This is a genomic window from Aquaspirillum soli (assembly GCF_054781915.1).
On record NZ_BAAGTM010000010.1, the window covers coordinates 51,757 to 65,706 of the forward strand.

Annotated in this window: 10 protein-coding genes; 2 read left to right on the top strand and 8 right to left on the bottom strand. The window is 50.1% G+C overall.

The window, feature by feature from the left end:
- Positions 1–292: 292 nt before the first annotated feature.
- Positions 293–1,540 carry an NADP-dependent isocitrate dehydrogenase gene (icd, locus tag ACYVJG_RS09675; protein ID WP_460430876.1) on the top strand — a complete coding sequence of 416 codons (1,248 nt, stop codon included), beginning with the start codon at positions 293–295 and terminating at the stop codon, positions 1,538–1,540.
- A gap of 44 nt (positions 1,541–1,584) precedes the next feature.
- Here the strand turns inward: icd and ACYVJG_RS09680 are convergent, their stop codons facing one another.
- From ACYVJG_RS09680 to murJ, 7 genes are all read right to left on the bottom strand, one after another.
- Positions 1,585–3,168, bottom strand: a complete 1,584-nt coding sequence (locus ACYVJG_RS09680) for a methyl-accepting chemotaxis protein (protein ID WP_460430877.1) — start codon at positions 3,166–3,168, stop codon at positions 1,585–1,587.
- A 213-nt stretch (positions 3,169–3,381) separates the two neighbouring features.
- Positions 3,382–5,394 carry a methyl-accepting chemotaxis protein gene (locus ACYVJG_RS09685; protein WP_460430878.1) on the bottom strand — a complete coding sequence of 671 codons (2,013 nt, stop codon included), beginning with the start codon at positions 5,392–5,394 and terminating at the stop codon, positions 3,382–3,384.
- 172 nt (positions 5,395–5,566) lie between these two features.
- Complete coding sequence (trxA, locus tag ACYVJG_RS09690) at positions 5,567–5,938, bottom strand: thioredoxin (RefSeq protein ID WP_460430879.1); 372 nt, start codon at positions 5,936–5,938, stop codon at positions 5,567–5,569.
- A gap of 106 nt (positions 5,939–6,044) precedes the next feature.
- Complete coding sequence (locus ACYVJG_RS09695) at positions 6,045–7,445, bottom strand: L-serine ammonia-lyase (protein ID WP_460430880.1); 1,401 nt, start codon at positions 7,443–7,445, stop codon at positions 6,045–6,047.
- 33 nt (positions 7,446–7,478) lie between these two features.
- On the bottom strand, positions 7,479–8,306 hold the full coding sequence (gene queF, locus ACYVJG_RS09700; RefSeq protein ID WP_460430881.1) for an NADPH-dependent 7-cyano-7-deazaguanine reductase QueF: 828 nt from the start codon (positions 8,304–8,306) through the stop codon (positions 7,479–7,481).
- A gap of 82 nt (positions 8,307–8,388) precedes the next feature.
- Entirely contained in the window at positions 8,389–10,632 is a 2,244-nt protein-coding gene (locus ACYVJG_RS09705) for an Orn/Lys/Arg family decarboxylase (RefSeq protein WP_460430882.1), read from the bottom strand.
- A gap of 222 nt (positions 10,633–10,854) precedes the next feature.
- On the bottom strand, positions 10,855–12,390 hold the full coding sequence (gene murJ, locus ACYVJG_RS09710) for a murein biosynthesis integral membrane protein MurJ (RefSeq protein WP_460430883.1): 1,536 nt from the start codon (positions 12,388–12,390) through the stop codon (positions 10,855–10,857).
- 126 nt (positions 12,391–12,516) lie between these two features.
- Here murJ and rpsT point away from each other — a divergent pair, with 126 nt between their 5' ends.
- Entirely contained in the window at positions 12,517–12,783 is a 267-nt protein-coding gene (gene rpsT / locus ACYVJG_RS09715; RefSeq protein WP_460430884.1) for a 30S ribosomal protein S20, read from the top strand.
- Positions 12,784–12,873: 90 nt separating this feature from the next.
- Here the strand turns inward: rpsT and ACYVJG_RS09720 are convergent, their stop codons facing one another.
- Positions 12,874–13,863 carry a malate dehydrogenase gene (locus ACYVJG_RS09720; RefSeq protein ID WP_027405284.1) on the bottom strand — a complete coding sequence of 330 codons (990 nt, stop codon included), beginning with the start codon at positions 13,861–13,863 and terminating at the stop codon, positions 12,874–12,876.
- Between the last annotated feature and the right edge of the window lie 87 nt (positions 13,864–13,950).

Here is a 13,950-nt window from a genome sequence, read left to right on the forward strand (position 1 = left end):
GGTAAAATACCGTAAGCATAGCGCGTTGTCTCGATCTCAGGCAAAGATAGTTTTTGCCACAGCAAAAGCCAACGACTTGCTAGCAGGGGCGCGGGTTTTGCCGGATAATAGAGGGGAACACGAAAAAATCTGATGTTTGGCCTACCCTGCCACATTATATTTTTTCCGCTTCGCCCGCACTTTCGTACCCTGAGGGCCGCTGGGCACCGCCTCATGGCGCCAAGCCGCCCCCACCCGGGCGCGGCTCCGTTCGAGCCACACCTTTAATAACTCAACTCAAGATGGAGTAGGCATGAGCGCAACTTCGCATATCAAGGTCCCCCAAGAAGGCCAAAAAATTGTCCCTGGTCAACCCGTTCCTAACAATCCGATTATTCCTTTCATCGAAGGCGATGGTATTGGTGTCGATATCACTCCGGTGATGAAAGATGTGATTGATGCTGCTGTTGCGAAAGCCTATGGTGGCGAGAAGAAAATTCATTGGATGGAAGTGTATGCTGGTGAAAAATCCACCCGCATCTACGGTGCTGATGAATGGCTGCCAAAAGAAACATTTGACGCACTGAAAGAATATTCCGTGTCGATCAAAGGCCCAATGACCACCCCAGTCGGCGGCGGTATCCGTTCGTTGAACGTGGCATTGCGTCAAGAACTCGACTTGTATCAGTGCGTGCGCCCTGTGCGCTATTTCACTGGCGTGCCTTCGCCACTGAAAGACCCAACGAAAACCGATATGGTGATCTTCCGTGAAAACACCGAAGACATCTATGCTGGTATCGAATGGCAAGCTGAGTCCGACAACGCCAAGAAAGTCATCGACTTCTTGCAAAACGAAATGGGCGTGAAAAAAATCCGCTTCCCAGCCACCTCGGGTATCGGTATCAAACCTATTTCAGTTGAAGGCACCACTCGTATTGTGCGCGCCGCGATGAAATACGCGATCGACAACGATCGTAAGAGCGTTACCTTGGTGCACAAAGGTAACATCATGAAGTTCACCGAAGGTCTGTTCCGTGATGTGGGCTACAAAGTGGCTCAAGAAGAATTCGGCGCAGAACTGATCGATGGCGGCCCATGGTGCAAATTCACCAACCCGAACACCGGTCGTGAAATCGTGGTGAAAGACGCGATTGCTGATGCTTTCTTGCAACAAATCCTGTTGCGTCCTGCTGAATACGATGTGATCGCTTGCTGCAACCTGAACGGCGACTACATCTCTGACGCCTTGGCTGCACAAGTTGGTGGTATTGGTATTGCCCCAGGTGCAAACATTTCTGACCAATACGCTTGCTTTGAAGCAACCCACGGTACTGCACCAAAATATGCTGGTCTGGACAAAGTGAACCCAGGTTCGCTGATTCTGTCGGCAGAAATGATGCTGCGCCATCTGGGCTGGAAAGAAGCCGCCGACTTGGTGATCAAGTCGATGGAAGCCGCCATTGGCGACAAGATCGTGACTTATGACTTTGCCCGTCTGATGGATGGTGCAACTGAAGTGAGCTGCTCTGACTTCGGTAAGGCAATGATCGAACGCATGTAATCACGTGTTGTCGTGAAAAACCGCAGCTGCCAGCTGCGGTTTTTTTATGCCTCAAGTTGGAAGCGGTTTACCACCAATAAGCGGGTTTCTGCCGCGTGGGAAAGTGCCTCGACTTGCAGATGTGATGCCGAGACCACCGATACCGTGTGATCGGCCCCTTCGGCCAACGCTTCGAGACGATCAGACATGATATGACTGGTACGCGCTTGTTCTTCGGCCTCTTCGGCTAGCTTGCGGAATGCTTCTGCCAACGCTACCACGGCCTGACCAATCCCATCCAACTCACTGACAATAATTTGTCCGTCTTCCACCCCTCGCACGCTGGCCTCGGCCGCCGCGCCTACCGCTTCTTGGGCCGCACTGATTTCTGTTTTGACATGCTCAGCCAAGCGTGAGATGTCGGCGGTTGACGCTGCGGTACGTTCGGCTAATTTGCGTACCTCATCCGCCACCACCGCAAACCCACGCCCTTGTTCTCCTGCGCGTGCCGCTTCGATAGCAGCATTCAACGCCAATAAATTGGTTTGGGCGGCAATGTCTTGGATGCTGATGCTAATTCGCTCAATTTCTTGAATACGATTGGCTAATAAATTCATCCTTGCCACAGCATCACGCACCACCTGCCCCGAGTCGGCCAAATCCGCTGCCGCTTTCTTGCCGGTAATCCCTGCTTCATAAGCACGTCGCTCAGCCTCGGTCGCTGCAGTGGCGGATTCTGCTGCGCTGAGCGCCATGTGGTGAACTAGCTCGCCCACTTCTTCAATTTCATTGGCTACCGCCGTCACCGCTTCAGAATGTTCCCGCGTATGTTCACGCACCCGCTCACTCATTGCAGCCAGTTGGCGCGCCCCTTCGTCCAATTCTGCTGCATGTTGCCGGCCATCGAGCAACAAATCGACCAAGGTGTGAATGAAATGATTGAAAGCCTGTGCCACTTCGCCAATTTCATCTTGAGTGCCGACGGGCAAACGCTGGCGTAAATCACCATTAGCCAATAAACCGCAAACCACGCTCATGTGTTTCAAACGGCGCGCCAACGATTGGCTAACCCAAATTTGACTGCCCACAATCAAGAATGCTGATAAAGCCAGCGGAATTAAAATTCCTAAGAAAAGATGGTTAATACGCTGTTTTGCTTGTTCACGTGCCACCACCGCCCGTTTTTGTTCAATCGCAATCAAACCATCAATTTCACTGACCATCGGTGCCATATAAATGCGATAGATTTGTTCAGGAATCGCAATAGCATCTTCGGGGGCCGTGGCCGCAATTTTCACTGCGCTTTGAAATTGTTTGAGGTAGTTCTTCCAGTTTTGATTGATTTGTTCATCCAAACGCTGATGTTCGCTCGGCTCCAGATCATCACGCAGCGCCAGCAATTCAGCCTGAATCAGCTCATCGGTTTGACGCAGCACTTTATCGGTTTCTTCTAAAATCGGATCAGCTCGGGCAACAGAAAGCGCATTGGCTTTGACCGTGGTGAGGCGAAAGATCGCATTTTGCCGTGTTTCATAGTTGGCAAATCGCGCTTCGAGTTGTTGCAGCTGCCACGCATTCCCCCCCATCACCGCCAATAGGGTGAGGGTGGCTAATGCTGCAAGTGCATATAAGCGGGTAGAAATTTTCATTAGAGACACAGCTCCAGACACCATAGCCGGTAGGACTTAGCGCGGTCGAAGTAAGAAAAACGCGCCAAGCCTACGGGGGAGATGTGACAAGATTGTGTCAAAATATGAACGACAAAATGAAAACTTTGCCGCAATGACAAAACAGAATTTTATGACAAGTTAAGCCAATCTCTTTATTAAAACAGTGGCTTAACTTATGCCATAAGTCGATTTTTAATCTTCAGAAAATTGCAATTTTGCTGCTGTTTTTACCAAATTTATCGTTTGATCATCAAGCGATTTGGTTGCGGCTAAGGTTTCTTCTGCGACAGCGGCATTATGTTGTGTCGTGGCATCAATTTCACGCAACGCAGCATTTAAGTTAATAAAACCATCGGCGTGGGTGGCATTGGCACGGGCAATTTCCCCCATCAAACTGTGAACCTGTTCTACCACCGTCACCACTTGCTGTAATGCCACGCCAACCTGAGCTGCACGCTGTTTTGAATCGGCCATTTTGGCAGTCGATTCAGTAATCAAAGCGTCAATTTGGTGAGCCGCATCGACTGAGCGTTGTGCTAAGGCCCGCACTTCATCCGCCACCACTGCAAACCCACGCCCGGCTTCACCCGCCCGCGCTGCTTCAATAGCCGCATTCAATGCCAACAAATTGGTTTGTTCAGCAATCCCATCCATCACTCCAACAATAGCGCGAATTCGGTCTGAGCTACTGGCCAACATGGCAATTTCTTCGACCAGAGCCGCCATCTGTAGTCCACTGTGAGAGGCCAGCTGTTCCGCTTCACGGCTGATGCTGGCGGCTTGTTGGGTGCGTTCAGCGTTTTGCGCCACACCTTGGCTCATTTCATTGGCACTGGCGGAGATTTCTTCAAGGCTAGAAGCCTGACGCTCGGTGACCATCGCCACTTGGCTGCTGGCAGCGATTAACTGTTGAGTAGCGACTTCTAAGGCCTCACTGCTGCTTTGCACTGTCTCGGCCACAGCAGAAGCGGTGTGTAACATCTCACGCCGACGTTGTTGGGCATAACGCAGCGCACTTTGCATTTGATCAAGCGCGGCTAATAATTCTCCGGTTTCATCGCGCGATTGGATGTCGATACGATTATCAAATTGACCTTGAGCAATCGCAGCGGCAATTTGATTGGCGCGTGCCAAGGGTTGACGCACCATTTGTTTGGCTAACCAGAAAATCAGCGCGCCAACAATCAAGGTCAAAATACCCGTTACCAGAAACACGCGCAGCGTCAGCTGCAAACTCAGTTGATGGAACTCATCTTGGTAAGAAGAGGTGCCAATTAACCAATTCCATGTGGGGGCAATGGCAAAGGCGGCAATTTTCTCTCGCTCACCATCCTGATCTGTCCAGCCATAGGTCAACACCCCTTGTTTGCGCTCCAACATCGCTTGCACCAGCGGGAAACCACGGCTGTCTTTAACCTCTAATAAGCTTTTGTTTTGTTGTGTTGGGTGGATAATTGCTACGCCGTATTTATCACCCGCGCGGGCGTTAATCGCAAAAGCATAGCCGGTGTCACCGACTTTGACGGATTCAATCCGTTTTTTTAAGTCGGCCAAACTTTGGGTAAATTCCAAACCAACAAATAAGGCGCCAATCACCTGCTTCTGTTCATCCAACAGCGGGTGATAGTGGGTAATGTAATCACGGCCAAACAACAAGGCTGGCCCCCAAAAGGGTTCACCCTTCATCAATGTGGCGTAAGCGGGATGTTGTCGATCAAGCTTAGTGCCAATCGCACGCAAGCCATCTTCTTTTTTCAATGATGTAGTAATACGTACCAAATCATCACCATCACGGACAAAAATCGTGGCTACGACTGCGCCAGCCAATGTATTGGTAAAGCTATCGACGGTTGAAAAATCATTATTGACTAACTGATGACCCGACCACAAAGCCGGTGCTGTTTCGGTGCCGACAGCAATCCGTTGGGTGGTATCTAATCTAAAATCATCGTCATAACGATCCCGCAACAACTCAGCCATTTGATCGGCGGTTTGGTTTTGGACTTGCGCCACCGACTCCACCATATCCACAATCTGCTGGTTTTGAATGGATAGCCGTTCGACCGTCGCTTGGTCAAGCAACGTGCTGCCAACGCGGTTGATGTAAAAACCGGCAACTAAGGATCCAATGGTAAGAAAGAGAAAAGCCACCAAGCTCAGCTTCGTGGCAATCGAGGCATGGCGTAAAAAAGCAGGTTGTTGCATAGAGGAACACTTTATGAAACAAGAAAACTACTCATTTTAGCTAAAAAATCAAAATTTTTACAAAAAATTAAGGCAAACAATAAATTTAAGAAATATTCTTATCACAATCCATTAAAAACACAGAATAAAAAAGGGGTCGATCACGACCCCTCTAGTGGAAAATAGCGCAGGATTAGCTGTCTTTGACTTGGTTTGCTGCAATTTCCTTGTGCACTTCTGCCATATCAATCGCACGAATTTGCGTAATCAACTGCTCCAACGATGATGCTGGCAAGGCACCAGCTTGGTTATACAACATCACTTGCTCACGGAAGACCATCAGCGTTGGGATAGAGCGAATGTTGAACGCAGCAGCCAATGCTTCCTCTTGTTCGGTATTCACCTTGGCAAACACAATATCGGGGTGTTTGTCTGCCGCCGCCGCAAAAGTTGGGGCAAAACTGCGGCAAGGGCCACACCACGGTGCCCAAAAATCAATAATTACCGTTTTATCCGGTTGAATTGCTTGCTCGAAATCAGCAGCAGTCAGTTCAATAACAGCCATTACCGTCCCCTTTCGGACCAAAAATTCACATTTAGAACTGATGGCAAGCACAGGCAATACAAGCAAAGGTTGCGATTGAATTTCACAATCGTTGAGATAGCCGCACTCAACACTCAACGATATTGACTGGCACCGTTACCACGTTGACCGCCAACCCCCCGCGCGCAGTTTCCTTATATTTGCTGCTCATGTCTCGTCCGGTATCGCGCATGGTTTTAATCACACGATCCAGTGAGACAAAGTGTTCACCATCGCCCCGCAAAGCCATCCGTGCCGCGTTAATCGCCTTAATCGAGGCCATCGCATTGCGTTCGATGCACGGTACTTGAACCAACCCGCCAACAGGATCACAGGTCAAACCCAAGTTATGTTCCATTGCAATTTCAGCGGCATTTTCAACTTGCGCCGGTGTACCACCTAACACCTCAGTAAGCCCCGCCGCCGCCATCGAACAGGCCGACCCCACTTCGCCCTGACAGCCAACTTCCGCACCAGAGATCGACGCATTGAGCTTGAACAAAATCCCCACTGCCGCCGCAGTCAGTAAGAAACGAATCACGCCCTCATCGTTAGCCTGTGGCACAAAGCGGCTGTAGTAATGCAATACCGCAGGGATAATCCCCGCCGCGCCATTAGTCGGGGCTGTCACCACACGCCCACCGGCAGCATTTTCTTCATTGACTGCCAAAGCATATAAATTCACCCAATCGAGAACCGTTAGCGGATCGGTGAGAGCCGCTTCGGGACGGGCCAGTAATTGGCGGTAGAGATCGGCGGCGCGGCGTTTGACTTTCATTCCCCCCGGCAAAATGCCCTCACGTTCACAGCCACGTCGCACACAACCCTGCATCACTTGCCAGATGGCGAGCAGTTGTTGGCGAATCTCGTCTTCCGAACGCCACACCTTTTCGTTTTCCCACATGATTTGGCTCATGCTCATCTGGTGTTGCTGACAGAGTGCCAACAATTCTTGTCCTGTGCGAAACGGGTAGGGTAAAACTTCAGCCGTAGGCGGGGTAAAACCATCGGCAACAGCCGCCTCATCCACAATAAAACCGCCGCCAACCGAATAAAAAGTACGTTGAGCAAGGCATTCGCCGCTGCTGTTGTAAGCGAAAAATTGCATCCCATTTGGATGAAACGGCAGGCTTTTGCGTTTATGTAGCTGTAAATGTTCGCTTTCAACAAAACGAATCGCCTGTGTACCAGCCAACCATAATTGTTGCTGTTGGCGAATCTCGGCAATGCGTTGTGGGGCTAAATCGGAGTCGGTCGTGTCCGGATTTTCTCCCAACAAACCCAACATCACCGCTGTATCACTGCCGTGCCCCTTACCCGTGGCACCTAAGGATCCAAATAACTCAACCTTAACCTGTGCCACCTCACCTAGCCGCTGTTCGCGCTGCAGGCGGTGGATAAATTGTTTGGCTGCCCGCATCGGGCCCACCGTGTGAGAACTGGAGGGGCCAATGCCGATCTTAAATAAGTCAAACACGCTGATTGCCATCATCCACCCCTTTAGCAAAGAAAAAGAGCAATATTATTGCCGCGCCGTGCGGGCAAGGCTAGGGAAAAATGTCGGGTCGTTGCTGCGTAAAGGGTTAATATCCAGCCCACCTCGGCGGGTATAACGCGCATAGACGGTTAACCTTGTTGGTGCACAAGCACGCCAGATGTCGATAAAAATTCTTTCCACACACTGTTCGTGAAATTCATTGTGTTGGCGGAACCCCACCAGATAACGCAACAGGCTCTCACGGTCTATTTGTCGGCCATGATAGTGAATTTGCACACTGCCCCAATCCGGCTGTCCAGTGACCAAACAATTTGACTTCAGCAACTGCGATGACAGGGTTTCTGTGACCACGGTTTCAGCCGAGACGCGCAATTGTTCGGGTTGTGGGTCATAGCTTGCAATCTCGATATCCTGTTCATCCAAGCTCTCACCCTCGAGCTCAGCCAGCATAAATTGTGAAAACTGTCGCGGTGCAAACACTTCGACTTGCACCGGCTTACCGCAAGCGTTGCCGATATCTAATGCCAGCTGCGCTTGCAGGGTTGCCACATCCGGCAATTTGGTTTGGTTATAGCTATTGAGATAGAGCTTGAATGATTTTGATTCGATCAAATAGGGCGAATCAGCAGGAATCGCAAAGCGCACAATGGCGATTTGTGGTTTGCCTTTCAGATTCAGCCAAGAGACTTCATACCCCGTCCAAAAATCGGTGCCAAAAAAGGGCAAGGCTTGACTGTCAATCAACAATTCATCGCGTTTATCTTGGCGTGGAATGGGAAACAATAATTCAGGAGCGTAATGCTCAATATAGTCGGTGTTTTTGCCTAATGGCGATGCTTCGGGTCGCGCCATGGTGTTACCTCATCATACCAATCATCAAACAAAAACAGCGCGGTAGATCACCGCGCTGTTTCACTTTATCTCATCAATGGATTTAATCGCGGACGCAATCGACGTAATAGCCAAATACGCCGTCAACCTCGGTTTTCACTAACCCGTGAATATCAGTCTCAAACCCAGGGAAACGCTCGTTAAACTCACGAGCAAATTTCAGGTAATCGACAATCGTACGGTTAAAGCGTTCCCCTGGAATCAATAACGGAATTCCCGGAGGATAAGGGGTTAACAGAATTGCTGTCACACGGCCTTCTAACTCATCCAGCGGCACCCGATCAATCTCGCGGTGCGCCATTTTGGCAAAAGCGTCCGTTGGGCGCATCGCGGGCACCATGTCCGACAGATACATTTCTGTTGTCAGCCGCGCCACATCTTTTTCACGGTAAACCGCATGAATTTGTTGGCACAGATCACGCAAACCAACGCGCTCATAACGAGGATGTTTAGCCACAAACTCGGGCATCACCCGCCATAATGGTAAGTTGCGATCATAGTCGTCTTTGAACTGCTGCAACTCAGTGACCATGGTATTCCAGCGACCTTTGGTAATGCCGATGGTGAACATGATAAAGAAGCTATACAGACCTGTTTTCTCAACAATAATCCCATGTTCGGACAGATACTTGGTCACAATCGCGGCGGGAATGCCACGGTCGGAAAATTCACCATCGACATCCAAACCGGGGGTGATGATCGTGGCTTTGATTGGGTCGAGCATATTAAAGCCTTCGGCCAGCTCGCCAAAGCCATGCCAACGCTCACCTGCATTCAACATCCAAGCATCACGTTCTTCCAACCCTTCTTCTGACAAATCAGCTGGGCCCCATACTTTAAACCACCACGACTCACCCAACTCGGCATCAACCTTACGCATGGCACGGCGGAAATTCAGGGCTTCCGCAATAGATTCTTCCACCAAAGCTGGGCCACCGGGGGCTTCCATCATCGCAGCCGCCACATCGCACGAGGCAATAATTGCGTATTGTGGCGAGGTTGAGGTGTGCATCAAATACGCTTCATTGAACAAATCGCGGTCAAGCGCGGTATTTTGTGCATCTTGTACCAAAATTTGTGAGGCTTGAGACAGACCAGCTAACAGCTTGTGGGTAGATTGGGTGGAGAACACCATTGATTCACGGCAACGGGGACGCTCTTCGCCAATCGCATGGTAATCGCCATAAAAATCATGGAAAGCAGCATGTGGCAGCCACGCTTCATCAAAATGCAGCGTATCAATCTCACCATCGAGCATCTCTTTAATCATTTCCACATTGTAGAGCACACCATCATAGGTGCTTTGGGTAATGGTCAGGATGCGTGGTTTGGCCTGTTTGTCGAGGATAAACGGGTTGGCTTCGATTTTGCGGCGAATGGTCTCTGGACTAAATTCCGATTTCGGAATCGGGCCGATAATCCCGTAGTGGTTACGCGTCGGCGTTAAAAACACAGGGATAGCGCCGGTCATCATAATCGCGTGCAAAATCGATTTGTGGCAGTTGCGATCCACCACCACGATATCACCCGGTGCAACCGTTGAGTGCCAAACAATTTTGTTGGAAGTCGAAGTACCGTTGGTGACAAAGAACAAATGATCGGCGTTAAAAATTCGCGCTGCATTACGTTCGGAGGCTGCCACTGGGCCGGTGTGATCCAATAATTGGCCCAATTCATCCACTGCATTACATACATCCGCACGCAGCATATTTTCACCAAAAAACTGGTGAAACATCTGCCCGACAGGGGATTTCAAAAATGCTACCCCACCGGAATGGCCGGGACAGTGCCAAGAGTAAGAGCCATCTTGCGCATAATGCGTCAGGGCACGGAAGAACGGCGGGGCTAATGTGTCTAAATAGGCTTTGGCTTCACGCACGACATAACGGGCAATAAATTCTGGCGTGTCTTCAAACATGTGAATAAAACCATGTAACTCACGCAACACATCATTAGGGATGTGGCTGCTGGTACGGGTTTCACCATGCAGAAAAATTGGAATATCGGCATTTTTAAAACGAATTTCTTCGACGAATGTACGCAAGCTGCTGATAGCAATTTGCGAGGCCTCGGGCGACAAAAACTCTTCATCATCAATCGACAAAATAAAAGCCGAAGCTCGCGATTGCTGTTGAGCAAACGAAGACACATCACCATAACTGGTGACACCTAAGACTTCCATGCCTTCGTCTTCAATCGCTTTGGTAAGGGCGCGAATACCGAGGCCAGAGGTGTTCTCCGAGCGAAAATCTTCGTCAATGATGATGATGGGAAACTGAAAGCGCATGGCGTTTTAACCTGACTCAAGGGCAACCAACAAAGTTGCACGGTAAAAAACAAGGGACAAGGCAAGCAGTATGTCGCGCCAAGATGACGTCTATCTTGCATTGATACGACACGCAGTACAGCGGTGGCGGCCGTAGCGCGGCGATTGTACGCGCCAGCGCCGCGCTGTGGGATAAAAATTGCGGTGTTTTCTATGGGAAAATAATGGTTTTTTGGCTCAGATTCATTGCTCGCGTCGCATAAACTGGCGAGGGCGGAAACCGAGAGCAAATAAGGCGATAAAATAACTGGACCCGCCAGCCACAATCAACAAGGTTAATGCCAAAGCCCGCTGCCATGCTGCTGCTTGCCAATCAAAAGGCAACAGTGCCTGCAAGCCCAACAATACCCCTGCCATCACCGCCAACGCACTGCCGATTTTTACTGTAAATCCTAACCAACCTTGTTGGGGTCGATACATATTCCGCTTTAACAGTTGCCGCAGCAGCAATAGCGCATTGAGACATGCCCCAAGGCTGATGGCTAATGCCAAACCAGCATGTTGCATGGGCAGAATCAACAAGAGATTGAGCAACTGTGTGGCGGCTAAGGTGATGATGCCAATGCGGACGGGCGTTTTAATGTCTTTTTGGGCATAAAAGCCGGGGGCTAGCACTTTGACCGAAATCAGTCCAACCAAACCAACGGCATACGCCATCAACGCCCATGCCGTCATATCGGTGTCATGCCATGAAAACTCGCCATACATAAATAATGTGGCAATCAACGGTTTGGCTAATACAGCCAACCCCACCGCCGAGGGTAACGCCAACAACAACGACAAACGCAGCCCCCAATCCAACAACGCAGAGAAAGATTCTGCAGAAGCATTTGCCGCATGCTTTGATAAGGAAGGCAATAAAATTGTCCCCAAGGCCACCCCCAACACACCCGTGGGTAGCTCCATTAAACGGTCAGCGTAATACATCCAAGACACGCTGCCAGACACCAAAAATGAAGCAAAAATTGTATTAATCACCAAAGAAATCTGACTAATGGATACACCAAAAATCGCTGGGCCCATTTGTTTCACCACTCGCCGCACTGCTGCATCACGCCAATCAAGGCGCGGCCACGGCAACATACCAATTTTTGCTAATGCAGGGAGTTGAAAGGCGAGTTGGGCGATGCCGCCAATTAACACGGCCCATGCCAAGGCAAAAACCGGTTGTTCCAAGTACGGTGCGAGAAACAACACACAGCCAATAAAACTCAGGTTCAGCAAGGTCGGGGTAAAAGCAGGAATCGAGAATTGCCGCCATGTATTCAATACACTGCCTGCCAAAGAGGCCAAAGAAATAAACAAAATGTAGGGAAATGTCAGTCGCAGCAAATCGACAGTCAGGGCGAATTTTTCGGGACGATCGCTGAAACCGGGAGCAGAAACCCAAATAATCCACGGCGCGATCACGATACCTAATAAGGTCACTGCCAGTAGAGCTAAAGTCAGTAACCCACTGATATGTGATAGAAACTGTCGAGTGTCTTGTGCATTTTTGTGTTCACGGTATTCAGCCAACACCGGTACAAAGGCCTGAGAAAACGCTCCCTCGGCAAACACCCGCCGTAATAAATTCGGCAACTTAAACGCAACAAAAAAAGCATCGGTGTACAACCCTGCGCCAAAGCTGCGGGCAATCAACGCATCCCGGACAAAACCCAAGACCCGAGACACTAACGTCATACTGCTGACGGTAAACAAGGCTTTAAGCAGATTCATCGCATACCGGCCAAAAAAGAAAACCAAGATGGTAAGACCTAAGCCCCTGTTCTTGCAAAAAGACCCTGTGCCAGCTAGAATTGACTGTTTAACAGATATCTGCTTTCTTCCTAGGAGAATCCCAACATGGCAAACAGCGCACAAGCACGCAAGCGTGCCCGTCAAGCCGAAGCCGCTCGCCAACTTAACGCTGGTCAACGCTCGCAGTTCCGTACCGCAGTCAAAAAAGTGTTAAAAGCAATCGCCGCCGGTGACAAAGCCGCAGCACAAACCGCTTTCCAAGCTTCGACAAGCGTAATCGACAGCATCGCTGACAAAGGCATCTTCCACAAGAACAAAGCTGCTCGTCACAAGAGCCGCTTGTCTGCTGCAATCAAGGCCATGGCTGCCTAATCACAGCCGGCCATCAACAGCGCGCTTCGCTGTTGCAGCAAATAAAAAACCCCGACTGACGAGTCGGGGTTTTCGCATTCAGGCGAATGATTACAGCATGTGCTTCACAGCTTCAGCTTCGTCAGTCAACTCTTTCAGCGTGATATTGATTTTCTCACGGCTGTATTCGTCGATTTCCAAGCCTTCGATGATTTCATAAGCACCGTTTGCACACTTGCATGGGAAGCCAAACACGATACCTTCTGGGATACCATAGCTGTTATCAGCAGGTGCAGGCACACCCATGGTGACCCATTCGTCCGAACCCAACACCCAGTCACGGATGTGGTCGATGGCTGCGTTAGCAGCGGAAGCAGCAGAAGACAAGCCACGGGCTTCGATAATTGCAGCACCACGCTTACCAACAGTTGGCAGGAACACATCGTTATTCCACACGGCATCGTTGACCAGTGCTTTTACGTTGTCGCCGTTGGACGTGCAGAAGCGATAGTCAGCGTACATCGTTGGGCTGTGGTTACCCCACACCACCAATTGTTTCAGGCTGGACACTTCACGGCCAGTTTTGGCAGCCAACTGTGACAGAGCACGGTTGTGGTCTAAACGCAACATGCCGTGGTAGTTTGCTGGGTTGGTGCGGCCCACTTTAATCGCGGCAGCACGAGCAATGTAAGCATTGGTATTGCATGGGTTACCCACCACCAACACTTTGACGTCTTCTTTAGCGTTTTCAGCAATCGCTTTACCTTGAACGGTAAAGATTGCGCCGTTAGCTTCCAGCAAGTCGGCACGTTCCATGCCTTTCGAGCGAGGACGTGCACCCACTAACAAGCAAACGTCAGCATCTTTGAATGCCACATTCGGATCGTCGGTTGCAACCATACCGGCCAGCAACGGGAAGGCGCAATCTTCCAGCTCCATCATCACGCCTTTGACAGCGTTTTGAGCTTGAGGCAAGTCGAGCAATTGCAGAATAACAGGCTGATCTTTACCCAACATTTCGCCAGAAGCGATACGGAACAACAAGCTGTAACCGATTTGGCCGGCAGCGCCGGTTACGGCAACACGAACGGGTGCTTTCATGAGGCATTTCTCCATTGCAGTGCGTCTTAGGGTTTGACATCTTCTCTTGCCCGTTTTTTTGAGCAGAGATTGTTACTGTGCTCATCA

Excerpts from the sequence above, each read along its gene's own strand:
- icd (WP_460430876.1), top strand. The coding sequence starts at position 293 with ATGAGCGCAACTTCGCATATCAAGGTCCCCCAAGAAGGCCAAAAAATT.
- ACYVJG_RS09680 (WP_460430877.1), bottom strand. The coding sequence starts at position 3,168 with ATGAAAATTTCTACCCGCTTATATGCACTTGCAGCATTAGCCACCCTC.
- ACYVJG_RS09685 (WP_460430878.1), bottom strand. The coding sequence starts at position 5,394 with ATGCAACAACCTGCTTTTTTACGCCATGCCTCGATTGCCACGAAGCTG.
- trxA (WP_460430879.1), bottom strand. The coding sequence starts at position 5,938 with ATGGCTGTTATTGAACTGACTGCTGCTGATTTCGAGCAAGCAATTCAA.
- ACYVJG_RS09695 (WP_460430880.1), bottom strand. The coding sequence starts at position 7,445 with ATGGCAATCAGCGTGTTTGACTTATTTAAGATCGGCATTGGCCCCTCC.
- queF (WP_460430881.1), bottom strand. The coding sequence starts at position 8,306 with ATGGCGCGACCCGAAGCATCGCCATTAGGCAAAAACACCGACTATATT.
- ACYVJG_RS09705 (WP_460430882.1), bottom strand. The coding sequence starts at position 10,632 with ATGCGCTTTCAGTTTCCCATCATCATCATTGACGAAGATTTTCGCTCG.
- murJ (WP_460430883.1), bottom strand. The coding sequence starts at position 12,390 with ATGAATCTGCTTAAAGCCTTGTTTACCGTCAGCAGTATGACGTTAGTG.
- rpsT (WP_460430884.1), top strand. The coding sequence starts at position 12,517 with ATGGCAAACAGCGCACAAGCACGCAAGCGTGCCCGTCAAGCCGAAGCC.
- ACYVJG_RS09720 (WP_027405284.1), bottom strand. The coding sequence starts at position 13,863 with ATGAAAGCACCCGTTCGTGTTGCCGTAACCGGCGCTGCCGGCCAAATC.